Source organism: Niveispirillum lacus, assembly GCF_002251795.1.
Classification (GTDB): domain Bacteria; phylum Pseudomonadota; class Alphaproteobacteria; order Azospirillales; family Azospirillaceae; genus Niveispirillum; species Niveispirillum lacus.
This window is the reverse complement of the sequence record NZ_NOXU01000030.1, coordinates 440,443-464,836: the sequence shown is the minus strand read 5'-3', so window position 1 is coordinate 464,836 and position 24,394 is coordinate 440,443. Positions and strand designations below refer to the sequence as shown.

Sequence of the window (24,394 nt, the reverse complement as noted above, 5' to 3'; positions counted from 1 at the left end):
CGTCAGGCGGATTTGCGGACGGGTCGCCGGCGGCGCCTAGCCGCTGGCGCAGGTCCCGGCGCAGGTTTTCCGCCGTCGCCTTCACCGTCGGGTGCCAATGTGGCCAGTTCGCGTTCAAGAGCGGCAATGCGGCCGGCGAGCTCAGCAAGATCGCCGTCCCCATCCCCAGATGCAGGCCGAAGGGGCGTGGCCCCTGGCGCAGCGGTTTCGGGCCCAGCGGTTCCGGCCTTGTCCTGGCGTTGATCATCGGTTTCCGCCCCCTTTGCCGCAGCAGGCATCGGCCACAGCGACGTCATCAGGTCTGCCCAGGGGTTCACGGCAGCCGCCGATCCCAGGGTCTGTTCAAGCATGCCATTGATGGTCAGCGCCGTCTGTCCAAAGGCGGTCATGGTCCGCGCCATGCTGTCGGCCACTGTCGGGTCGGCACAAACGGCCGCCCACTGGTCCTGCCACAGGTCCAGATACCGCTTGGCCAGGTCCTCCATCGCGGGCGGTTCATCGCGCTCTGTCACCATCGCCACCCCATCAAACGGGCAGGCCCCGGTCGGACCCGCCATGCTTGCAGCATAGATTATAGCGGTACAGCCGCAGAACAATAGTTACGCTTTCAACGTTCGGCATTGCGGAAGGCTTGCGCTGCGACCGCGTAATGACGTACTTCTTGATATAACGATCCGCAGCATCGTCCGGGGGAAGCGACGCCAAATGGCTGAAAAAGAAGACACCAAGCCCGCGCCGGTCACTATCAAGAAGTACGCCAATCGCCGGCTGTACAACACAGCGACCAGCAGCTATGTGACCCTGGACCACCTTTGCCAAATGGTGAAGGACGGGACGGATTTTGTGGTTTATGACGCCAAGACCGGTGACGATATCACCCGCTCGGTGTTGACCCAGATCATCGTGGAAGAGGAATCGAAGGGCCAGAACCTGCTGCCCATTCCGTTCCTGCGCCAGTTGATCAGCTTTTACGGCGACAATATGCAGTGGCTGGTGCCACGCTACCTGGAACACTCGATGAAGTCCTTCACGGGTAACCAGGAGAAGATGAAGGATTATTTCCAGAACACGTTCGGCGGCATGTTCCCGTTCGGCGGGTTCGAGGAAATGAGCAAGCAGAATATCGCCTTGTTTGAACGGGCCATGCGCATGTTCAGCCCGTTCAACCCCGATGGTGTGGCCACGCCCGAGGCGGGCACCCCGGCGGCCACGCCCGAGGTGAAACCCAAGGCCGAGGACAAGTTTTCCGAGTTGCAGAAGCGGCTGGACGAGTTGCAGACCCAGATGGAAAGCCTGACCAAACGCAAGGAGTGAGGTCGGGTTCACCTCTAACAACAAAAAGGGGCGTCGCATGCGGCGCCCCTTTTTGTTGACCGATCAACGTGATGACCAGGCTGTTGCCGGTTTCAAGGTGACAGCGGCCGGGTCACATGGCCCATTTTACGGCCAGGGCGCGCGTCACCCTTGCCATACAGATGCAGCCGGGCCTGAGGATCGGCCAGGATGGCCGGCCAGGTGTCGACATCGTCGCCGATCAGATTGGTCATGACGCAGGGGGCCGTCACCTCAACCGCGCCCAGCGGCAGGTCGCAGACAGCACGGACCAATTGTTCAAATTGACTGGTTGCTGCGAAATCCAAAGTCCAGTGGCCCGAATTATGCGGGCGCGGGGCCATTTCATTGACCAGGACACGGCCATCCCGCGTCACGAACATTTCCACGGCCAGCAGACCAACGACATGCAGTTCCGTCGCCAACGTCTCTGCGATCCGCACCGCCTCTGCGGCGATGGCCGGGGTGAGGGTGGCCGGCACGGTGGTTGTGTCCAGGATGCCGGATCTGTGCCGATTCTCCACCGGCGGGTAAGACAACATGGTGCCATCGCTGCGGCGGGCGGTCACCACCGAAATCTCCCGCTCGAAATCGACAAACCCCTCCAGGATCGCCTCATCGCTGCCAATGGCATCAAAGGCACCGGTGAGATCGTCGCCGGGATTAAGGCGCAACTGCCCTTTGCCATCATACCCCATGCGGGTGGATTTCAAGATGGCTGGCAGCCCGATCTCCGTCGCTGCCCGGTTCAGTTCATCCAGGGACCGCACAGCCCGGAACGGGGCCGTGCCGATACCCAGCTTGTTGGCGAAACTTTTTTCCGCAACCCGGTCCTGGGCAACCGCCAGAACATGCGCCCCCGGATGCACCCCGACATGCCGGGCCAGAAAATCCACGGCATAGGTTGGCACATTTTCCCATTCCAGGGTGATGACATCGACATCATCGGCAAACCGGGCCAGCGCCCGCAGATCATGCCAGCCAGCCTGGGTATGATGGGCCACCACCTGCCCACAGGCACTGTCCATGCTTTCGGGCGCGAAGACATGCACCTTATAGCCCAGGCGCGCGGCGGCCAGCGCCGTCATACGACCCAATTGACCGGCACCCAGGATGCCGATGATGGAGCCGGGGGGGATCACGGTCATGGTCGCGCTTCCTTTTCACATTTCGGTTCGCACCGGATCAGGCAGGGTCATCCACCGGAACCAGCGCCACGCCATCGGTCTGCCGGGCCCGCCATGCCGTCAGCGCGGCATCCAGCCGGGCATCGGACAGGGCCAGAATACCCGCAGCCAGCAAACCGGCATTGATCGCGCCGGCCTTGCCGATGGCCAGGGTACCGACAGGCACACCGCCCGGCATCTGGACGATGGAGAGAAGACTGTCCTGCCCCTTCAGCGCGTGGCTTTCCACCGGTACACCCAGCACCGGCAAAGTCGTCATCGACGCGGCCATGCCCGGCAAATGGGCCGCCCCACCCGCACCGGCAATGATCACCTTCAGGCCCCGGCCCTTGGCCGAGCTGGCATAATCATAGAGTCGCTGCGGGGTGCGGTGGGCGGAAACGATCCGCGTCTCAAACGGCACGCCCAGATCCGTCAGGATCGTGGCCGCATGTTTCATGGTGACCCAGTCCGACTGGCTGCCCATGATGATGCCAACGGGTACGGGCGCGCCCTGGCTGTCGCGGGTGACATCAAAACTCACGGGTGGGCTCTCCTGTCGTATCCTGGCGACGATCCCGGAAAGCGCCGGATTATAGGCACCCCTCCCCATGGCACAACAGCCGGGCACGCAGAGCGGCCCGGCGGAAATTCATGCGGTGACCAGTTCCCCTTGACCGGAAGAAGTGCAGCCCATACCCCTTCCCCCAGCAAGGACAGGGAACAGGATCATGGCAGGGCCACAACGCAACACAGAGACGCCAACCGGCACTGCCACGCTGGCCGTTCCGACCCCTGATTGCGGCCTCTGCCCCCGACTGGCGGATTTCCGCCGGCAAAACAGGCTGGCCTTCCCCGCCTATCACAATGGACCCGTCCCGGCCTTTGGGACCTTGGCGGGACGCTTGCTGATTGTGGGGCTGGCGCCCGGCCTGCATGGTGCGAACCAGACCGGACGCCCCTTCACCGGCGATTATGCCGGCGACCTTCTGTATGACACACTGATCCGCTTTGGTTTCGCCCGCGGCAGCTATGGACGGCGCCCCGATGACGGGATGGACCTGCTGGACACACGCCTGACCAATGCGGCGCGCTGCGTTCCGCCCGAAAACAAACCGACACCCGCCGAGATCGCCACCTGCCGCCCGTTCCTGGCCCAGGAAATCGCCGCCATGCCCAACCTGCGGGCCATTGTGGCGCTGGGTACGGTTTCGCATGCCAGTACCCTGACGGCACTTGGCCGGCGGCCTGCCCATTTTGCGTTCGGCCATGGTGCCCGCCATGATGTGCGGGACAATCTGCGGCTTTTCGACAGCTATCATTGCTCCCGCTACAACACCAATACCGGGCGTTTGACGACCGAGATGTTCCAGGCGGTCTTTGCCGCTGTGCGGGAGCATATTGACCGGACAGGGTGACGGCGACCGTCCAACCCGGAACCCCCCATCCGTGAGGCAATGGGGTGCCTGTCACCGGACGCCAGGTCAGACGCCCAGCGCGGCGCCGACGACGAACCATGCGTACATGGTGCCAAAGAAGCCGGTGATGGCCAGGAAATCACGAACGTAAGCAGCGCGGTTCATGTCAGCCTCCATTGTTCTCGTGAGGCCACAATGTCAGAACAAAAAATGAACATCAAGGGCTTTGTTCCGTCTTTGTTCGCATTCCTCTCTGCCGTTCCCATTCCGTTCACGCATAACACCAAAAAATGGCCGGACGGTCACCCGCGTCCGGCCCAGTGTAAACCTGAACGGGAGCGTGTATCCGATCAGGCAGCCCGTGCCTCCACCAGGAACCGTTCGACCTGCACCGACAGGTTGCCGGCCCCTTTGCTGAGTTCGGCGGCCGAGCCGCGCACCTGTGCGGCCGCCGCCCCTGTCTCACCGGTGGCATGTTCCACACCGCCGATATTTTCGGTGACATCGCGCGTGCCCTGGGCAGCCTGAGCGATGTTGCTGGCGATTTCGCTGGTGGCGGCCTGCTGCTGTTCGACGGCAGCAGAAATGGCAGCAGCCGTCGTATGCAGATCGCGGATCAGATCCGTCATGCCGCGCAGCGCATTACCCGCCCGACCGGACGCCGCCTGAATCTCCTCGACCTTCATGCGGATCCGGTCCGTTGCCCGAGCCGTCTGGCTGGCCAGACCCTTCACCTCGCCAGCGACCACGGCAAAACCCTTGCCGGCCTCCCCGGCCCGCGCGGCCTCAATCGTGGCATTGAGCGCCAGGAGGTTGGTCTGACTGGCAATGGCCGTGATCAGTTCCACCACCTCGCCCACTTCCTGCGCACTTTCAGCCAGTTGACGCATCAAATGGTCGGCCTGTGTGGCTTCGTCGACGGCCTGACTGGTCCGGGTGTTCGAGGCTTCCGCCTGGCGACCAATTTCCTGGATGGACGCCGCCAGTTGCTCGGTCGCGCTGGCCACGGCGGCAACATTGGCGCTGGCCTCCTCGGCTGCGGCCGCCACCGCCGTGGACCGGCCGCTGGCATTGCTGGCCGTTGCGGACAGGGCATCGGCGGCCCGCGCCATTTCTTCCGCCGCCTGGGTGACCAGATCAACAACTCCCTTCACATTGGTTTCGAAATCATTGGTCAGGTTGACCTGACGGGTGACCAGTGACCAGGTAAGCATCGGCCCGACATAGCGGTCTTCACTATCGCGGATGGCGGTGACGCGCAGATCCATCACCTCTCCCCCCAGCTTGATCTTGGTGCGATGGGGAAGATTGGCGGGGTTGGACAAGAGACGGCGCTGATGTTCGGGATGTTTGTGCAGGATGTCGATGGACTTGCCCAGCATCTCGTCGACCTTGCAGGGCAGCAGATGTTCCACGGTCTTCAGCACTTCCTCGCTGCGCTTGTTCATGTAAGTGATGCGGAAATCGTCATTCGGATCGCAGGTCATCACCCCCAGTGGCGCATCCGCGATCATCTGCGCCTGAGCGAAGGCCTGGGTGACCGTGGCACGCAACCGGTCGAAAGCCGTGGCCAAACGGCCAATCTCATCCCGGCGTGTCCAGGACAATGCTTGCGTCACCTTGCCTTCCGACAGGGTGGCAATGGCGGTGGATACCCGGTTCAGCGTAATCAGGATTGTACGGGCCAGGACAAAGGCACAGATCACCGCCACCACGGTCAAAGCTGCATTGACCGACCAGAGCATCGCGAACATCCCGCTCCAGCCTTCGTCGGCAATCAGGGACCGCTCCTGCAACTGGGCACGTTCATCGGTCTCGGCCGCCTCCAGCGCTTTGCGCAGCTTTTCCATGATCGGGGCACTGACATGCTGTGCCACCATCTCGCGCGCGGCCTGAAGCCCACCCGGTTGTTGGGCAAGGGCGATTTCGCGGTCAGCCACCTGGCTGCGCCACTCGGCAGCGACCGTGCCCACAGTGCGCAGCAGCGCCTGGGTGCTGGGTTGATCGGCGGTGAGGGCAATGGCCTCTGTCATCGCCCGGTCAAAACTGACCCGTGCGGGGGCCATCGCATCCAGAAAGCCGGGGTCACCGGTCACCAAAAAACCGCGCAGGCTGCTTTCCTGCTGCTGGACAGCGATCCGCAGAACCGAAACCCGGTCAAGGACCTGATGGCTTTGAGCATTCAGATCGACCGCCCCATGGGTACGGTTAAGAAAGCTCGTGATCCCCAAGCCAGAGACCACCACGACCGTGACGAGAACAGCAAAGGCCAAGTTGAGTTTGCCCATCACGGGAATATCGGAAAGGCGCACAGACATGACACGCTCCGTTTTTACCCCGGCGATTTTTCGCCTGAGTGAAAGCGTGGGCCGCAATTGCTAATTGACTTTTAACAAAAAGGGTCCACCGAGTGGACAAAACGGAAACTATCCGTTTGCACTGCAAAGACTGCCATTTGCATGCAGCGGTGCCATCGCAAAAAAGCCCCGGCACCATCCGGTACCGGGGCTTTTCAGCGGGATTGAAGCGCCGGCTCAGGCCACGCCCAGCTTCCGGTCATCGTCACGCTTGCGGGCGGGCTGATAGGCGATGGCCGCATGTTCAGCGCAATAGGGCAGACCATTCAGCGACGGCTTGCCACAGAAGTGAAAGTCCGGGGACTTCGGATCACCAACCGGCCATTTGCACATCCGCTCCGTCAAGGAGAGGATCGTCGCGCCCTTGGTTGGCTTTTTCTTGATGGGCGACGGCCGACCTGACAGGCCCAGACGATGGGCCTTACCGATCACAGCATTACGGGTCACGTTGCCCAGCAGCTCGGCGATCTCGCTGGCACTCATGCCTTGACCCCAAAGCTGGCGCAGCTTTTCAACGCGCTCTTCGCTCCAGGTGCTTTCCGTCGCTTCCACGTACAGATCCCCTTAATGGTATGGCAATTACCGCGCTGGATCAAACAGTTCACCGTGCCCAAGGCCGTCCCCAACCCCGCGGATCGCTGTCCTTCCGTTCCCAAGCCACTAAATATGGTGGCCTGTTGGATTTCAACCTACCAAATTTGACTCGACTTGTGTAGGGGGCGCCTCACGGATTCCTGTGGGTAACTGCGTTACCTATCCAAAGGGGGGAGAGGACATGTTATCCCCTCCCCCTTCCGGCTGAGTCACCCGACCGAACGGCTATTGTCCGGCTGCTGCGGAGAACCCGTTAGCCCCGTCAAAACTATACAGGCTGGCGGTCTGCACCACGTCCAGACCGGCATCGGCAAAACGGCCCAGCAAGGCCACGATGGTGGCCGGCAAGACCGCCGCCTTACCATCGCCCAGCAGGCGCAGGCGCCAATGATCGGTGCAGAAGGTTTCCGGCGCGCCGTCGGGCCAGACCTTTTGACCACGGTTAGAGATCATCGACAGTTTCAGGTCGTCACCGATCAACCCAGCGACGCGGGCGGCCATATCGTCGCCATTGCCGCCCTTATGGTCCAGAAACACGTCGACGCCGATCAGTTTCTTTTCCTGACGCGCATAATCTTTCAGAGCAATACCGGCAAAGCTCGACTTCTCGCCCACCTGATAGGAGGCGGGGATCAACTGGTTGGGGCGTTCGCCCAGCCGGTCGATCAGGTTCTGGGCAAAGTCACGGGTGCCGACGCGGGCCTTGGACACACCGCGCTTGAAGATATCAACGGTGTGGATGCCATCCTCGATCATGCGCAGCCAGGCATTGTGGATCTTCTCTGCCGCTTCGGCCTGACCGATATGGACCAGCATCATCACCGAGGCCAGGATCAAGCCCGACGGGTTGGCGATGTTCTTACCGGCGATGGTCGGGGCGGAACCATGGATCGCCTCGAACATGGCACACTGGTCGCCGATGTTCGACGACCCGGCCAGACCGACCGAACCCGTGATCTGGGCTGCAATATCGGAGATGATGTCGCCATAAAGGTTCAACGTCACGATAACGTCAAACTGCTCTGGCGTGTCGGCCAGACGGGCGGCACCGATATCGACGATCATGCTTTCATGTTCGATATCCGGATATTCGGCGGCAATTTCATCAAAGACGCGATGGAACAGGCCATCGCTGATCTTCATGATATTGTCCTTCACGAAAGCCGTCACCTTGCGGCGATGGTTCGCGCGGGCATATTCAAAGGCATAGCGGATAATCTTTTCCGACCCCGGACGGGTGATCAGCTTAACTGCCTGGGTCACTTCCTGTGTCTGGCGGTATTCGATACCGGCATACAGGTCTTCTTCATTCTCGCGCACGATGACCACATCCATGGTCGGGTGCTTGGTCGAGACGTAGGGGTGATAAGAAACGCAGGGACGAATATTGGCATAGAGGCCCAACGCGCCCCGGATCGTGACGTTCAACGACTTATACCCGCCCCCCTGCGGCGTGGTGATCGGCGCCTTCAAGAAGACCTTGGTGCGGCGCAGGCTGTCCCAGGCGCTGGGCTCCATGCCATTCATGATGCCGCGCTTATAGACGCTTTCGCCGATCTGGATCTCTTCAAAGGCCAGATTGGCGCCCGAGGCCTGGAGCACCTCCAGGGTGGCGTCCATGATTTCCGGGCCGATGCCGTCGCCGCGCGCGATGGTAATGGGGGTAGGTTCGGTCATGTGAATTTCCTTTCGTCAATGCCCGTCCCCTTCAGCGGGGTTTGCCGGGCCTGGCGGTCGGAAATTACGCGCGCCGCGCCAAGGGCGCAATCGCACCGAAGGTCGGGGCGGCCCTGACCGGGCGGCGCAAGTCGGGAATGACAAAGCACTTTTGTGTCCGGCAGGCCGGCGGGCCGGCATGATCCGAACCGGATTCCAGATGGGAGGGCCGGTCAGTCCAGCTTATGCCCATCCAGATGCTTCTTCGCCGCAGCGTCCTGCGCCGCGCGTTTGCGCTTTTCTTCCTTGGTCAGGCCGAAACGCACACGGTTTTCTGCGGCCTGCGTCTCCTGCGCGGCTTTTGCCTTGGCCTTGCGCGCACGGTTCAGATTCACGATTTCGCCCATTTCATTCCCTATGCTGCGGCGCACCGGTTCTATAGGTTAAGACCGGGTAGCAGAGCAAAGGCAAGAGGGATGGGCAAGGCGTGAAGCGGATCGCGGTGACCCTGGGGCTGACGCTGGCCCTGCTGATCCTGGTGGTCCTGGTCGGGCCGGCCCTGGTGCCCTGGAACGAGTTCCGGTCGCGTGTGGCCGAAGGTCTGGCCGGGCTGACAGGGCGGCAGGTGGTCATCGATGGCGATCTGAACCTGTCCCTGCTGCCCAGCCCCACCCTGACGGCCGATCATGTCCGACTGCTGGACCAGGGGGAACCGCTGGCCAGGATCGGCCGGGTTGCCATGCGGGTCCGGCCCTGGTCCCTGATGCAGGGAAAGGTGACCATTGAACGGCTGACCCTGGACATGGCCGAGATGCGCGCCATCCTGCCGGCGGACAGCCCGGCCCGCTGGCCCCTGGCCCCCTCCGCCCTGGGCGGATCGGTACAGGTGGAAGGTGTCACCCTGCGCAGTGGCTCCCTGGCGCTGGAACGCGCGGGCGGTGCAATCATACGATTGTCAGGCTTGTCGGGCGAAATGACGGCCGGCGGCGCCACGGGACCGTTCGAGGTGACGGCCAGCGGCGCCCTGGATGGACGGCCAGCCCGCCTGACCCTGAACGCGGCGCGCCGGTCGGCCAATGGTGCCGTCCCAGTGCGGGCGGTCCTGTCGCTTAGCGACGCCAAGGCGGAACTGCGTTTCACCGGGACCGTGCCGCCGCCCGACGGGCCGGCAAGGCTGGAAGGCGATCTTGCCCTGCAAAGCCCGGATGCGACCCCGGTGCTGCGTCTGGCCCAGCATCTGGCAGGCCTTGATCTGCCGGAGGGGGGTACCGCGGGTACCGCACCGGCCCTGTCGTTGCGCGGTCGCCTGTCCGTGACACGGCAGAGCATCGGCATGGACGGGATTGAGTTGCAATGGGGGGACAGCCGGGCCACAGGCAGTGTCGACCTGCCGCGGCAGAAGGATACCGTCGGGTCGGTGGTCCTGGCCTTCACCGCCCTGGACCTGGAGGGTCTGGGAGGCGGTCTGCCGGGGCTAAAACCAGCCCTGATGCAGGCCGACCTGAGCCTGGACCTGCTGGCCGACCAGGGGCGCTGGCGCGGGGAGATCCTGCGGGACCTGCGGCTGGTCGGGCGTCTGGGCGGCGGCGTACTGGGCGAGGCCGACCTGTCCGCCACCCTGCCGGGTGTCAGCATCCTGTCCCTGAAGGGGGCCGCCGATTTCAGCGGGGATCAGCCGGTTCTGGCCGCTGATATCGATCTGAAATCCGACAGTCTGCGCGACCTGCTGGCCTGGACCGGGGTGGCGGTGGATACCGTCCCGCTGGAACGGTTACGCCAAGCCCGATTGGCCGGGAAACTGTCGGGAAAGCCGTTGGACTTTGCCCTGACTGATGCGACAGGAACAGTGGATACGACCCGTTTCAGTGGTGCGGTCACCCTGTCACGGCGCGACCGGGCCGGCATCGGCCTGCGGATCGATCTGGACCGGCTGGACCTGGATGCCTATCGCAACCCCGACGCCCCGCCATTATGGCCCATTGTGAAACCCATGCTGGATGGGCTGGACCTGACGCTGGAGGGCAAGGCGCAGCAACTGGTGGTGCAAGGCCTGCCCATCGACGGGCTGCTGCTCGATGCCGACTGGACCGGTCAGGCGCTGACCCTGCGCAATGTCGCCGCCACCGCCATCGCCGGTATCAACATCAAGGCCAGCGGCCATCTCTCCGGCACGGAAGGCGAAAGCTCCCATCTGACGCTGACCGGGTCGGGACCGTCGCTGGCGCCATTGCTGCGGGCGCTGGGTCGGCCGGACCCGGTGCTGGCCGAACGGTTGGGGCCGGTGTCGGTGGAAGCCCGGCTGGTCGGGGATGCCGCGCGGCTGGCTGCCGATATCCGTGTCGACGCGCTGGGCGGCAACACCCAGATGGGCGGCAGCATCGGCAATCCCACGGCCAAGGGCGATGCACAACTGGATGTGAAGCTGCGCAGCACCCTGCCCGATACCGGCAATCTGCTGCGGCTTTTGCTGCCCGATTGGCAGATTGACGGTGGGCTGGGGCCGCTGGACCTGTATGGCAGCATTACGGGCCCGGCCAGCGGCACCCTGACACTGGACACGATCCAGGGCCAGTTTGCAGGCCACAATGCCACCGGCAGGCTGATCTGGACACCCAGCGGGGCTGCCGACGAGGCAGCCCGGCTGGACGGCAGCTTATCGCTGTCGGTACTGGATGCCGACCGGCTGTTGCCGGTGCTGACCCACCGGGACAGGCCATGGGATCTGGGCTGGACCCGCAGACTGAACGGCCGGCTGGACCTGTCGGTACCGCAACTGACCCTGGGCGGTGAAACGCTGCTGAATGCCAGCCTGCCACTGACCATCGGCAAGGGTCTGATCCGGGTGGAGGGCGCCACCGCCCGCTGGCAGGGCGGCGATGCCACTCTCACCGGTGCCCTGGAACAGACGGAAAAATCCGCCCTGGCCACGGATGAGGAAACGGGGACACCGCCGCTGTCAGGCAGTATCGCCCTGACCATCACGGATGCCACGTTGCCGGCAGGCTGGGTCAATACCAGCCTTGGTCTGAAGGGCGGCCGGTTCGATCTGAGCCTGAGCGGGACAGGGGCCGGCCCCAGCCCGCGCGCCCTGCTATCGGCCCTGGCAGGTGAAGGCAAGGCCGCGATGCGGGACAGTCGCCTCAGCGGCCTGGACATGGCACTGGTCGGCAAACGTCTTGCCGAGGGCGGGCCAAAGGGGCCGACCCAGCTACGGACGGCCTTGCGCGCCAATGGCGAGACAGCGCTGCGGACCCTGGCCCTGTCCTTCACCCTGGCCGACCATGCTGCGGCCCTGAGCGGGATCGACGGCCGGAGCGATGCCGGCACCCTCACCGGCGCCGGACGCTGGTCCTGGCAGGAACGAACCCTGGATCTGGGCTTGACCCTGCAACCGGCCGCCCCCAGGGAAGCGCCGGCCATCGGCCTGACATTGGCCGGGCCCGAAAAGACGGGCATCCGCACCCTGGACCTTGCAGCCGCCGATGCCTGGCTGGCCAGACGGGAGACCGAAAGGCTGGCCAAACAAGCCGCTGCCGCCGAGAAAGCCAGGACCACGCAGGCGGCCCCACCCCCACCCAGGCCGCCGCCCACCACCCCCGCCACCAAACCGCCCCCGCCGGAAGGAACAGTGCAGGGAATCCTCGACCGGCTGAAACGGACCCCTTGATTTACAAGTCGAATGGGTATTCAAGTCCCAGACAGCAGAATCTCGAGCCACCAGGGAGTGAGTGCCATCATGTTGAAGGGTAAGGTCGCCATTATCACCGGCTCCACCAGCGGCATCGGCCTGGGCGTGGCACGCAAGCTGGCCGCTGCCGGCGCCGATGTCGTGCTGAACGGTTTCGGCGATACCGCAGAGATCGAAGCGGTGCGCAGCAGCATTGCGGCGGAATTCGGGGTTAAAGCCCATTATTCCGCCGCCGACATGACCAAACCCGACCAGATCAAGGCCATGGTGGACGAAACGGCGGCGACGCTGGGCTCGGTCGATATCCTGGTCAACAATGCCGGCATCCAGCACACGGCCCCGGTCACCGATTTTCCGGCCGAACGGTGGGACAGCATCATCGCCATCAACCTGTCGGCCGTGTTCCATGGCATCCAGGCGGCCCTGCCGCATATGCAGGCCAAAGGCTGGGGCCGGATCATCAATATCGCATCGGTGCATGGGTTGGTGGCCAGCGTCAACAAAGCCGCCTATGTCGCGGCCAAACATGGCGTGATCGGCCTGACCAAGGTGGTGGCACTGGAAAATGCCGAAAGTGCCATCACCTGCAACGCCATCTGCCCCGGCTGGGTACTGACGCCCCTGGTGCAGAAGCAGATCGACGCCCTGGCGGCGCGTGAAGGCATCAGCGAAACCGAAGCGAAGGTGAAGCTGCTGTCGGAAAAGCAGCCGTCCAAGCAGTTCACCACACCCGAGGAGCTGGGCGATCTGGCCGTGTTCCTCTCATCCCCGGCTGCTGCCAATATCAAGGGTGCTGCCCTGACCGTGGATGGTGGCTGGACCGCCCAGTAACCACCAGCCCCGCCCGCACGCTTCTTCTTCACACCCCAGACAAAGTCCATCATGACCCAATCCAGAACTGTCGCCCGCCCCCGTGTTGGTCTCGCCTTGCAGGGGGGTGGGTCGCATGGGGCCTTCACCTGGGGGGTGCTGGACCGGTTGCTGGAGTTGGACCGGCTGGAGGTGGAAGCGATTTCGGGCACCTCCGCCGGGGCCATGAACGGGGCGCTGATGGCCTATGGCTGGCTGACCGGCGGACCACAGGCTGCCCGTGACCTGCTGTACCGATTCTGGCGCCGCGTCGCCAAAGCCAATGCTTTCGGGCCGCTCTCCCCCTCGTTCCTGACACAATTGACAGGCAATCCCAATGTCGAAGCGCACCCGGTCTATGCCGGGTTCGACCTGATGATCCGGATGATGTCGCCCTATCAGTTCAACCCGCTGGGGTTGAACCCGCTGGCCGATGTTCTGGAAGGGCTGATTGATTTCAAGGTGCTGCGCGAGGCGACGGACATGCGGCTGTTTGTCAGCGCCACCAATGTCGCCCGTGGCCGGCTGCGCCTTTTCCAGGGCAAGGATCTGTCGGTCGACTGTCTGCTGGCCGCAGCCTGCCTGCCCTTCCTGTTCCAGGCCGTGCAGATTGATGGCGAGCATTATTGGGATGGCGGCTATATGGGCAATCCCGTGCTGGACCCGCTGATCAAGAAATGTCGAACCAACGATATCCTGATCGTTCAGGTCACGCCCATCGAACGCCCGGATGTGCCCCGCAACCCGACCGCGATTGTCGACCGGATCAACGAGGTCAGTTTTAACTCCATCTTCCTGCGCGAGCTGCGGTCCATTGAGCTGGTGAATGGCCTGTTGGCCCGCGGGGCGATGACCACGCAGGCATCGGGCATGCGCCCCGTCTATCTGCATCGCATTGAAGCAGAGGAACGCATGGGGCATCTGGGCGTGTCCAGCAAACTCAATGCCGACTGGGGTTTTCTGACCGACCTGCGCGATACGGGCCGGGCCGCCGCCGATGAATGGCTGGCCCGGCACGAACAAGATCTGGGCCAGCGCAGCAGCTTTGAAACCGGTCCGCTTTTTGTGCGCTAGCGCGTGATTGCGTGAACGGGAACAGGCTCCCGCCTTTCAGGGGCCTCAAATGCCGGCAGCGCGGGGGCAGCCCCCCCCCTTCGGCAGGATAAGGACCCGCGCTGTGGCGTGCCGCCTTGGGCCGTCACACCAGTTTTTTGCCCGCTGCCCCCGCCAGATCCTGGATCAACTGCCAGGCCACACGGCCGGAGCGGTTACCGCGCGTGACTGACCATTCGACGGCCGCGGCGCGCAACTGTTCCACCGTCAGGTCCAGCCCATGGGCGGCAGCGTACCCTTCGACCATGGCGAAATAGCTGTCCTGATCACAGGCATGGAAGCCCAGCCACAGGCCGAAACGGTCAGACAGGCTGATCTTTTCCTCGACCGCCTCGGACGGGTTGATGGCGGTCGACCGCTCATTCTCGATCATGTCGCGCGGCATCAGGTGGCGGCGGTTGGAGGTGGCGTAGAGCACGACATTGTCGGGCCGCCCCTCAATCCCGCCTTCCAACAGGGCCTTCAGTGACTTGTAGTCGCCATCATCATGGCTGAAGGAAAGATCATCGCAGAACAGGATGCAGCGGCGGTCGGCGCCACGCAGCACCTCCAGCAGCCGGCCCAGCGTCGGGATATCGTCGCGGTGAATTTCGACCAGCGCCAGGGAGCCGGGGGCGTCGCGGTTCACGCGAGCATGCACCGCCTTGACGATGGAGCTTTTGCCCATGCCGCGTGCGCCCCAGAGCAGGGCGTTGTTGGCCGGCAGACCGCGGGCGAAACGCGCCGTATTCTCCAGCAACTGGGCCTTCTGCCGGTCGATACCTTTCAGCAGGTCATACTCAACATAAGCGACACGGGCCACCGGGGTCAGGGACAGGCTGTCCGCATGCCAGACAAAGGCATTGGCGGCCGACAAATCGCCGGTGGGTCGCGCCGGCGGAGCCAGCCGGTCCAAAGCATCGGCGATACGGGACAGGAGGGCAACGAGATCCGGTTCAGCCATGATCATATCACTCTAAATAATGTTGCTGCCCCTTGCACGGCCAGGGTGCTGGGACCAGATGTGATGGCCGCACGCTAGCATGGGGCCGGCTGCGTGCCGAAGCCCGGTTGCCGCATGGCAGTTGGCCGGTTTCAGTTGCAACGGCCCCGATGGCTTGTATAGTCCCGCTGCCGGCACCGCCGGCCATTTAGCAGAATTCGAGGAGCAGTTGATGTTCATTTCCACGGCCTATGCCCAGGCCGCTGCCGGTGCGCCGGGTGGCGGCATGGAATCCCTGATGTCGCTGGCCCCGCTGGTGCTGATTTTTGTCGTCTTCTATTTCCTGCTGATCCGTCCGCAGCAAAAGAAGCTGAAAGAGCACAAGGCGATGCTGGAAGCGCTGCGCCGGGGTGACAAGGTCGTCACCGGCGGCGGTATCGTCGGCACCATCGTCAAGGTCGCCGACGACGAAGCAACGGTGGAAATCGCCGAAAATGTCCGCGTCCGCGTCCTGCGCTCCACCATCACCGCCGTGCTGGCCAAGACAGAGCCGGCAGGCGACGAACGCTAAGCGCCCTTCCCGCCTTGATGCTGACCAATGGTCAGTGTCAAGGCGGTCCCCATCGCCCGAGTACCGTCATTGAGCGAAAGAACCCTGGTGTAGAACGGTGGAGCGTGGCCGGCGGTCGAGCCACCAAACCATCAGGGTCACCATCGCCGCGCGCGGCGCCCCATTCCCGGTAATACCGGGATTGCTGCATTGATTGTGCGGCGAGCAACAAACGACAAATCACATTCCCCGACAATCGGGCCGGTCCTGCGATGATCCAATCCTTTCAGATTGGACGCAGGTCACCTTGTCGTGCCACATAGCCCATCGTCGTTACCCTAACATCACCGGGAGCGACGGTCACAGAATGGCGGCGGGCGGCCATCACCACAAGTAGCCGATTTCGTGTTCTCTGCCCGTCGCGGCGGGCGGCGGCCCTTTGCCGCCATGATATTGAGCACCAGAGCGGTGCCGGGTACCAAGAAACCAGACACCGATCGGCCAAAACACAGGGGCTTGGCAGATCGGTAGTCAAGCTGGTCGGTCTGGCAGGTGCAGCGGACTTCGGTAAGGTCGGCCCGAGGGGGTGCCCCCACGCCGTCTGACAAATGTCTGCTACACCCGCCAACTCAAACCTATCGGTGCAAAGGCGGATTAGAACTTAGCCTGAACACCCAAGTAGAAGTAACGGCCGATATTGTCATAGGCCTCACCATCGGTCGTCCCCAGCAGGTCAAACGGGGGCAGGCTGTTGGTGAAGTTATCGACACCACCATAGAGACGGATCTCCTCGGTGACTTCATACCCAAACCGGATATCGTGCAGATAGGCGGCCGAGTAGTACTTGCGCGGCCAACCATCGGGGTTGGTGGCCGGACGGCCGTCGACAGCGTGCTGAACTTCCCAGTCGGTGATGGCCTGCTTACCGATATAGCGCAGGCCATAACCGATATTGAACTCTTTCCACTTAAAGTCAGCGTCAAACGTGCCCGACCATTCCGGATCGCCCAAGGTGCCCTTTACCTGGGTACGGTAGTCGGGCAGCGTGATGTCGGTGAATTCGTCACGCTTGATCAGATACGACACCAGGGTGCGGAAATCCGCCTTGATGTCATCCGTCAGCATCACCTCGTAGGTCAGGTCAACGTCAATGCCTTCCGTCTTCTGGTTGGCGAAGTTGAACGGACCCGCGCGATAAGCCGGACCGGTGGTCGGGAAGGATACGGTGGCCCCACCAACGATACGGTTCGACTGACCCGCAAACGTGCCATCCGCGTTACGGAACACAGCAGCGCAATAGGCGTTGTTGATCCCGCTCGGGCTGTCATAGCACTGGTCGATGATCGTCTGACCGCCCAGGGTGTTGATCACGTCCTTGATCTTGATCGAATAATAGTCGGCCGACAGGGTCAGACCGTCGATGAAGTCCGGCGTGGCGACAAAACCAATGGTGATGCTGGTGCCGCGTTCTTCGGTGAGGTCGGGGTTACCGGAGCTGACGCCAGACACGCCCGATGCCGGGGTGTTGGTCCAGGGAACGGTCACGCCGTTGACAACTTCCGTCGTCGGCACGCGCGCCGCAGCGCAGTTGGTCCGGCGGTTGGGGTTGTTATTGATGTTGTTGGCGCTGCAGGGGTCATTCAGGCCGTTCACAAATCCCTGCGTCGAAGCACCGTGCAGGTTGAGCAGGGTCGGTGCGCGCACTGACCGTGCATATCCGCTGCGGAAACGGATATCGCTGGTCGGGGCGTAAGTGCCACCGAAATTATAAGCGAACACCGTGCCGACATCATTGTTGTAGTGCGACAGGCGACCCGAACCATTCAGCGACAGTTCCTCGGCGAATGGCAGATCGGCCAGCAACGGCACGCGCAGTTCGGCGAAGCCTTCCGTCACTTCCATCGCAGGCGGACGGAAGGGAGCAAAGGCATTCAGGAAGGTCACACCGCTGGCAGTAACATCGTCGTAGATGGAGTACGCGGTTTCACGGCGATACTCACCACCAATGGCGAAGCTGGCCGGGCCGGCAGGCAGCTCAAACAATTGCGAACTGTCACCGCTCACGAAGGCGCTGCCAACAAACTCGGTCGCCTGCTGCTTGCGCGAGGAGGTGTAGCCGAAATAGTTCAGGGCTTCACGAGAGACAGAACCATTGCCGAACAGGTTGACCGGCACGCAGGACGGATCGTCGTTGGTCGTCGACGCATCGGCATTGACACGGCAAACGATGGTCCCAGCGGCATTACGGACGGCATCACGGGCATTGTTGAACTTGGCCGTGATGATGTTGCCATTGGTTTCATAATAGGTGTCGACGTGGCCGTAATTGATCGACGCCTCATAGCGCCAATCATCATTGAACTCGCCGTCGGCACCAACAACGATACGATAGGTATCGCGTGTATGCTGTTCGCCGCGACCACCAAAGTCAACGTTGAAGCGTTGTGCAGTGAAGGTCGTCGCGCCAGGCGCCAAGCTGTTCACCAGCAGGGCGCGGCTCGCGGCAGACAGGAACGGGTTATCGATGCTGAAGCTGTTGTTGTGGAAGGTCGGCTGGCCTTCCTGATTGGCCGTCACCTCAACATATTTCGCCTCGATGAACGGGCGGAATGCAGGGGCGACTTCATAATGCGCGATGATGTTCGACGACTTGCGCTCCAAGCCCGGCTGCAACATGCCGGTCAGGCGAAGGGTGGAACCCTGGCCGCCGATGGAGTTACCCGACCCGAACGGACGGAAGTCAGTTGTGACCACGTTCTCGACGAGTTGACCGCTATCATTAAAGACAAAGGTCTTGCCCAACTCAGCCCCGGTATTGCTGCGCTGGCCCGTACAGTTCAGGGCACGGCGGGCAACAACTGCCGCATAGTTGGCAGCCGTCGTCGCAGGCAAAGCCGGGCATGTGGAGGTGTAGAGGCCACCTTCGGAAATCGTAATATTGCGGATACCACGCAGGAAGGTACGGTCAGCCGTACCATTGCCCGTCGAGGGCTCGCCGATCACGTTTTCGGTGAGGTTAAACTGGCTGCGGCCAGAGAAAGCACCGGTCTGGCTGTCACGGTCGGTGAAATAAAGCGTGTCGGAGTCCGCCATCTCGAACGACATGGCGAAATTGCCACGCCCTTCATCGAGACTGATGCCCGTTGCCACGCTGGCAGTGTAGGAGTCACGGTCGCCCTTGCCGGACGTGCCCACCTGCAGGCGGGCCGTGGTGCCCTCAAAGTTGCGCTTGGTGACGAAGTTGACGACACCGGCCACGGCGTCGGAACCATAGACAGCCGAATTGCCGCCCGTCACGACATCAACCCGTTCCAGCAGATCGGACGGAATGGTGTTGGTATCAACGGTGAAGGAGCCGGGCTGTGCGGTGATGTGACGACGCCCGTTCACCATGACCAGCGTACGAGCAGTCCCCTGACCCCGCAGATCCAGCACGTTGAGGCCAGCGGTGCCGATAAAGGCTGTTGAGTTAGCCTGAGAGAAGGTGGAGCGGAAGGAGGGCAGCTTGTTCATTGCATCGCCCAAGGACACATTGCCCTTCAGCACCAACTGCTCCGCTGTCACGCTCGTGACGGGCACCGGAGAGGTCGCGTTCGGCGACGCGATGCGCGAACCCGTGACGATGATTTCTTCCAGCACCAGAGGTTCTGCACCGGCAGCCGGTGCGCTCTGGGCAATAGCGGTGGAACCGTTCACGAAGGTCGCGGCAACGCCTGTCAGGAGGGCCGCGCGAATAGCGCGTCCCGGCAGCTTCTGTTGAATTTTCATCTCTAACCCCATTTTTATCCCCACAAGGCGACCGGCGGCCCACTCCATCCGGCATGTCCGAGACCTCACAGGTTAGCAGCAGTTAACGACGCCGAAATTCTTGCGACAAGGAGAGCGTACGTATCGTCCGTAAAGAGGTCTGCACCTGTTGCACGTCTGCAATACCCCTGTAAAATTGTAACATTATATCGCATTGCTGGCTGAAACGGGGTTATTAATTACCAAAATACTATTGCAATAGTTACTATGTTTCGTTTCAGGCATTGCGCAAAGAGATTTGCGCTCTGGCCGCGCAAAATTGTGGCAATATTATTGCAAAATAATACGCATAATCAAAATTATATTTCAGCCTTTGCTCCAGAATAATAAACTAAGAACCGCTGAAGGGTCCTGGCCGTTTTTAAAATGAAAACTTGCCGCCAGACCGAAGACACCAGCGCTGTCGACGAACAGAACGCAGAGAAGGATTCGGCGCAGGCCAGTCATCATGCGCAGGCATGATATCGAACGGCGGTCGGCTTTATGCAGAAGCCCCCCTGGTATGGCCAAGGCATCCAATGCGCCTGGGCCCCCTGTCACAGCAGAATGACTGTGGCCAGACCCAGAAAAGCCAGAAAGCCGACCACATCGGTGACCATGGTCAGGAAAACACCGGAAGCGACGGCCGGGTCGATTTTCATCCGGTCCAGCACAAAAGGGATCAGACCGCCAAACAAACCGGCACAGATCAGATTGATGACCATGGCGCCGGCGATCACCAGGCCGATCAGTGACTGACCGAACCAAAGGAAAGCGATCCCACCGACAATACCGGCCAGGGCCATTCCGTTCAGCAGCCCCACCAGCACTTCTTTGCCGATAACGCGGGCGGCATTGGCGGTGGTCAGTTCCTTGGTCGCCAAGGCCCGCACCGCGACCGTCAGCGCCTGGGTGCCGGCATTGCCGCCCATGCTGGCCACAATGGGCATCAAGGCGGCCAGGGCCACGACCTGGGCAATGGTGTTGGTGAACTGGTTGATGACAGTGGCCGAAATCAGGGCCGTCACCACATTGAAGGCCAACCAGCGGAAACGCGAGCGCGCCGTGGACAGCACCGCACGGTAGAGGTCATCCTCCCCCACGCCGCCCATGGCCAGCAGGTCGGCCTCCGCCTCCTCTTCAATCACGTCCACCACGTCATCAACGGTGATGACCCCAACCAACCGCCCGCCCGCATCAACCACGGGGGCCGAGACCAGACCATAATTGCGGAACAGGCGTGCCACCTCCTCCTGGTCCATGGTGACGGCAATACGATGAATATCCTCATGCAGGATATCCACCAGCTTCACCCCGCGTCTGGACCGCAGCACACGCGACAGCGGCACACTGCCGACCACCCGATGCATTGGGTCGACCACAAAGATGTCGTAGAACTCCTCGGGCAGATCAGTGTCTTCGCTAGTGGCAGCGGCGCGCAGATAATCCAGCAACCCGCCCACGGTCCAGAATTCCGGGACCGAAACAAACTGCCGGCCCATCAGGCGACCGGCGGAATATTCCGGGTAGGTCAAGCCCTCCTCAACCAGGGCACGGGCCTCGGGCGGCAGGTTGGCGAGGATGGATCGCTGCGCCTCTTCATCCAAATCCTGAATCACATCGACAGCGTCGTCGGTATCCAGTTCGGCCACGGCCGCAGCCAATGCCTTGGGCTCCAGCCGCTCGATCACCTCGTCACGCAGATCAATCGAGAGATAGGCCAGAATTTCCGCGTCAAATTGCGGCCGCAGCAGCGCGATCAGCAGTTCGCGCCGATCCTCATCCGCCTGCTCCAGCAGGTCGGCAATATCGGACGGGTGCAGTTCCGCCAGGGCCGCCGCAGCGCTTTGTGCATCGCCGGCATCCAGGAAATCGGAGATCTCATGCATCTGCGCCCGGTCAGTGTCCTGCACGGTCACACCCCGCCCCTCAATCAATGCCGCACCGGAACGCGACCCTATCGCTCTTCGGGAAAATGCGCCGCAGCCAGTTCCCGCAGAGCATTATCGTTGAGGGCCGCGTTGGAGGCGACCATCCACAGATCGAAGAATGGATAACCACGCGAGATGCCAGCAATCGCCTTGAAACCGGCATCCTTCAAGGCCGCCGCCATGCTGTCACGGGTGAAACCCGTACGATGAAGCATGAACTGGTTTCCCGCCGCCAGCGACGGACGATAACCGAACAGAACATCGATGGCGGCAATGGGACCTGCCGGCGACACGGCATACGGTTCCATCAACCGGCCTTTCGCCACCAGGGTGGCAATCCCCTGCAGATCGGGGCAGACAATGATCATGAAGCCATCCGGCTTCAAAATTCTGCGGCATTCGGCCAGGGCGACCGGCACCTCATGGGCGTAATGGTGCTCCAAGCTGTGCGAGGAATAGACGGCGTCGATGGAACCGGTGGCGATCATGTCCATCTTGGTCATCGGCCCCACAATGTCCGCACCAACTGCGGGGTCGATGTCGAGCCGGATCTCCTGCCAGTCATCACCAGCAAAGACCTTGGTCGTATTCTGGCGCCGCTTCTCGCCGCATCCGGCATGAAGGAATGTCTTTAACCCAGCCGTCATACCATCATCCCGATCCTGAAGATGAACGGACCGCCCGATGGGCGGCCCGTTAAACCAGCCTCAACGCTCCTGTGCCGCGCCCAGACTATGCATTTGCGCATCAATAACGGCCAGCGCCGACATGTTGACGATGCCACGAACCGTGACCGAGGGCGTCAGGATATGAGCGGGTTTCGCCGTGCCCAGCAGCACCGGCCCCACCGTCAGCCCGTCACCCAGCACCTTCAACAGATTGAAGGACACGTTGGCGCAGTCCCGGTCCGGCATGACCAGCAGGTTGGCCGATCCGTGCAGACGGCTGTTGGGGAAAATGCGGCTGCGGATTTCCGGGCTGATGGCCGCGTCCGCATGCATTTCGCCTTCGACCTCCAGGTCTGGATAGCGCGCGGTGATCGCCTGCAGCGCTTCGCGCATCTTTACAGCAGACGTGTCGTTATGGCTGCCGAAGCTGGAATGGGACAGAAGCGCGATCTTGGGCGACAGGCCAAAGCGCCGCACCTCTTCGGCCGCCAGATCGGTGATATCGGCCAGTTCGGAAGCGCTGGGCACAGCATTCACGTAGGTGTCGGTCAGGAAGAATGTGCCACGATTGAGAATCAGCACCGACAGGGCGGCCATCACGCGCGCACCCGGCTTTTTGCCGATCACGTCATTCACATGCTTCAAATGCCAGTCATAAAGACCGACAGTGCCGCAGATCAGGGCATCGGCATCGCCTTTTTCCACCATCAGCGCCCCGATCACGGTGCTGTTGGTGCGGACCACCTGACGGGCGCGGTCAGGTGAAACACCGCCACGTTCCATCTTGCGGTGATAGGTCTGCCAGTAATCATTATAGGCAGGGTCGTTCTGCGGGTCGATCAGACGTACATTGTCATCCAACCGCAGCCGCAGGCCCAGCTTCTCGATGCGGCGGGCCACAACCTCGCGCCGGCCGATCAGGATCGGCTGGGCGATGCCGTCATCCATCACCTGCTGGGCAGCGCGCAGCACCCGCTCCTCCTCACCCTCGGCATAGGCGATGCGGCGCGGGTCGGCCTTAGCCTTGGCAAAGACCGGCTTCATCAGCAGGCCGGAGCGGAAAACAAACTGGCCCAACTGTTCGAGATAGGCGTCAAAATCCCTGATGGGGCGGGTGGCCACGCCGCTATCCATGGCGGCCTTGGCCACGGCGGGGGCAATTTCCAGAATGAGACGCGGATCGAAGGGGCGCGGGATCAGATATTCCGGGCCGAAGCTGGGCGGCGCCTCGCCATAAGCCATGGCGACAACATCATGCACCTCCGCCTGGGCCAGCCGTGCGATAGCGTTGACCGCGGCGATCTTCATCGCCTCGTTGATGGTCGTCGCCCCCACATCCAGCGCGCCGCGGAAGATGAAGGGAAAGCACAGGACATTGTTGACCTGATTGGGAAAGTCCGACCGGCCGGTACCGACGATAGCATCCGGACGCACCGCCTTAACCTCATCCGGCATGATCTCCGGCGTGGGGTTGGCGAGCGCCATGACGATCGGATTGGCCGCCATCTTCTTCACCATATCCTGGGTCAGGACACGGGGAGCGGACAGGCCCAAGAAAATGTCAGCGTCGCCGATAATGTCGTCCAGGGTGCGGGCGTTGGTCGGCTTGGCATAGCGTTCCTTGCGCGGGTCCATCAGTTCGGTACGGCCCTGATAGACCACACCCTTGATGTCATTTACCCAGACATTGTCGACCGGCAGACCCATATCGACCAGCAGATCCAGGCAAGCCAACGCCGCCGCTCCGGCACCGGAGCAGACCAGCTTCACCGACGCGAAATCGCGGCCCGTCAGTTTCAGCGCGTTGGTGATGGCGGCGGCCACGATGATGGCGGTGCCGTGCTGATCATCATGGAAGACGGGAATCTTCATCCGGTCCCGAAGCTTCTTCTCAACATAGAAGCATTCCGGCGCCTTGATATCTTCCAGATTGATGCCGCCGAAGGTCGGTTCCAAGGCGGCGATGACATCGACCAGTTTGTCGGGGTCTTTTTCGCTGATCTCGATGTCAAAGACATCAATACCGGCGAATTTCTTGAACAGCACACCCTTGCCTTCCATCACCGGCTTGGAGGCCAGAGGACCAATATCCCCCAGGCCCAGGACGGCCGTGCCGTTGGTGATGACCGCCACCAAATTGCCGCGGCTGGTATATTTCGCGGCATTGGCCTCATCCTCGACAATCGCCTCGCAGGCATGGGCGACGCCGGGGGAGTAGGCCAGCGCCAGATCGCGCTGTGTGGCCAACGGCTTGGTCGGCGTCACGGCGATTTTGCCGGGAACAGGAAGGCGGTGGTAATCCAACGCCGCATCGCGGAAGGCATCGGTCATTTCAGGGTGAACTCCCAACAAACCTGAACGGAT

Annotated in this window: 18 protein-coding genes; 6 read left to right on the top strand and 12 right to left on the bottom strand. The window is 62.2% G+C overall.

Annotated features, from left to right (window positions below; all coding sequences use genetic code 11):
• Positions 1–2 precede the first annotated feature (2 nt).
• A complete protein-coding gene (locus CHU95_RS22940) occupies positions 3–557 on the bottom strand; it encodes a hypothetical protein (protein WP_245838275.1) in 555 nt (184 codons plus the stop codon).
• A gap of 148 nt (positions 558–705) precedes the next feature.
• Here CHU95_RS22940 and phaR point away from each other — a divergent pair, with 148 nt between their 5' ends.
• The gene (phaR, locus tag CHU95_RS15035) at positions 706–1,314 is read left to right on the top strand and encodes a polyhydroxyalkanoate synthesis repressor PhaR (protein ID WP_094457118.1); all 609 of its coding nucleotides are present in this window, start codon (positions 706–708) and stop codon (positions 1,312–1,314) included.
• Positions 1,315–1,406: 92 nt separating this feature from the next.
• Here phaR and CHU95_RS15030 read toward each other — a convergent pair whose 3' ends face one another.
• Both CHU95_RS15030 and purE read right to left on the bottom strand, forming a co-directional pair.
• Positions 1,407–2,480, bottom strand: a complete 1,074-nt coding sequence (locus CHU95_RS15030) for a 5-(carboxyamino)imidazole ribonucleotide synthase (RefSeq protein ID WP_094457117.1) — start codon at positions 2,478–2,480, stop codon at positions 1,407–1,409.
• Positions 2,481–2,517: 37 nt separating this feature from the next.
• Positions 2,518–2,985 carry a 5-(carboxyamino)imidazole ribonucleotide mutase gene (gene purE / locus CHU95_RS15025; protein ID WP_094457279.1) on the bottom strand — a complete coding sequence of 156 codons (468 nt, stop codon included), beginning with the start codon at positions 2,983–2,985 and terminating at the stop codon, positions 2,518–2,520.
• 244 nt (positions 2,986–3,229) lie between these two features.
• Between purE and CHU95_RS15020 the strand changes: the two genes are divergently transcribed.
• Entirely contained in the window at positions 3,230–3,916 is a 687-nt protein-coding gene (locus CHU95_RS15020; RefSeq protein WP_094457116.1) for a uracil-DNA glycosylase, read from the top strand.
• A 350-nt stretch (positions 3,917–4,266) separates the two neighbouring features.
• Here CHU95_RS15020 and CHU95_RS15015 read toward each other — a convergent pair whose 3' ends face one another.
• The 4 genes from CHU95_RS15015 to CHU95_RS15000 form a co-directional block, all read right to left on the bottom strand.
• On the bottom strand, positions 4,267–6,234 hold the full coding sequence (locus CHU95_RS15015) for a methyl-accepting chemotaxis protein (protein ID WP_094457115.1): 1,968 nt from the start codon (positions 6,232–6,234) through the stop codon (positions 4,267–4,269).
• Between the two features lie 216 nt (positions 6,235–6,450).
• The gene (locus CHU95_RS15010; protein ID WP_281255169.1) at positions 6,451–6,825 is read right to left on the bottom strand and encodes a GcrA family cell cycle regulator; all 375 of its coding nucleotides are present in this window, start codon (positions 6,823–6,825) and stop codon (positions 6,451–6,453) included.
• 267 nt (positions 6,826–7,092) lie between these two features.
• The gene (locus CHU95_RS15005; protein WP_094457114.1) at positions 7,093–8,544 is read right to left on the bottom strand and encodes an NADP-dependent isocitrate dehydrogenase; all 1,452 of its coding nucleotides are present in this window, start codon (positions 8,542–8,544) and stop codon (positions 7,093–7,095) included.
• Positions 8,545–8,756: 212 nt separating this feature from the next.
• Positions 8,757–8,930: a DUF4169 family protein gene (locus CHU95_RS15000; RefSeq protein ID WP_094457113.1), complete on the bottom strand. Its 174-nt coding sequence runs from the start codon at positions 8,928–8,930 to the stop codon at positions 8,757–8,759.
• A gap of 80 nt (positions 8,931–9,010) precedes the next feature.
• On the opposite strand from CHU95_RS15000, the gene CHU95_RS14995 reads away from it, so the two are divergent.
• The 3 genes from CHU95_RS14995 to CHU95_RS14985 all read left to right on the top strand — a co-directional run bounded on the left by CHU95_RS14995 (position 9,011) and on the right by CHU95_RS14985 (position 14,134).
• Positions 9,011–12,190 (top strand): AsmA family protein, encoded by a 3,180-nt coding sequence (locus CHU95_RS14995; RefSeq protein WP_094457112.1) that lies wholly within the window; start codon positions 9,011–9,013, stop codon positions 12,188–12,190.
• 69 nt (positions 12,191–12,259) lie between these two features.
• Positions 12,260–13,042 (top strand): 3-hydroxybutyrate dehydrogenase, encoded by a 783-nt coding sequence (locus CHU95_RS14990; protein WP_094457111.1) that lies wholly within the window; start codon positions 12,260–12,262, stop codon positions 13,040–13,042.
• Between the two features lie 51 nt (positions 13,043–13,093).
• Positions 13,094–14,134 (top strand): patatin-like phospholipase family protein, encoded by a 1,041-nt coding sequence (locus CHU95_RS14985; protein ID WP_094457110.1) that lies wholly within the window; start codon positions 13,094–13,096, stop codon positions 14,132–14,134.
• A 124-nt stretch (positions 14,135–14,258) separates the two neighbouring features.
• Here CHU95_RS14985 and CHU95_RS14980 read toward each other — a convergent pair whose 3' ends face one another.
• Positions 14,259–15,116 carry an ATP-binding protein gene (locus tag CHU95_RS14980; RefSeq protein ID WP_094457278.1) on the bottom strand — a complete coding sequence of 286 codons (858 nt, stop codon included), beginning with the start codon at positions 15,114–15,116 and terminating at the stop codon, positions 14,259–14,261.
• Between the two features lie 211 nt (positions 15,117–15,327).
• On the opposite strand from CHU95_RS14980, the gene yajC reads away from it, so the two are divergent.
• Positions 15,328–15,666, top strand: coding sequence for a preprotein translocase subunit YajC (yajC, locus tag CHU95_RS14975; RefSeq protein WP_094457277.1), 339 nt, complete (start codon positions 15,328–15,330; stop codon positions 15,664–15,666).
• A 633-nt stretch (positions 15,667–16,299) separates the two neighbouring features.
• Here the strand turns inward: yajC and CHU95_RS14970 are convergent.
• The 4 genes from CHU95_RS14970 to CHU95_RS14955 form a co-directional block, all read right to left on the bottom strand.
• Positions 16,300–19,413, bottom strand: a complete 3,114-nt coding sequence (locus CHU95_RS14970) for a TonB-dependent receptor domain-containing protein (RefSeq protein ID WP_165772192.1) — start codon at positions 19,411–19,413, stop codon at positions 16,300–16,302.
• A gap of 575 nt (positions 19,414–19,988) precedes the next feature.
• The gene (gene mgtE / locus CHU95_RS14965) at positions 19,989–21,350 is read right to left on the bottom strand and encodes a magnesium transporter (protein WP_245838273.1); all 1,362 of its coding nucleotides are present in this window, start codon (positions 21,348–21,350) and stop codon (positions 19,989–19,991) included.
• A 38-nt stretch (positions 21,351–21,388) separates the two neighbouring features.
• A complete protein-coding gene (locus CHU95_RS14960) occupies positions 21,389–22,009 on the bottom strand; it encodes a class I SAM-dependent methyltransferase (RefSeq protein ID WP_094457108.1) in 621 nt (206 codons plus the stop codon).
• A gap of 60 nt (positions 22,010–22,069) precedes the next feature.
• Positions 22,070–24,361: an NADP-dependent malic enzyme gene (locus CHU95_RS14955; RefSeq protein ID WP_094457107.1), complete on the bottom strand. Its 2,292-nt coding sequence runs from the start codon at positions 24,359–24,361 to the stop codon at positions 22,070–22,072.
• Positions 24,362–24,394: the final 33 nt, after the last annotated feature.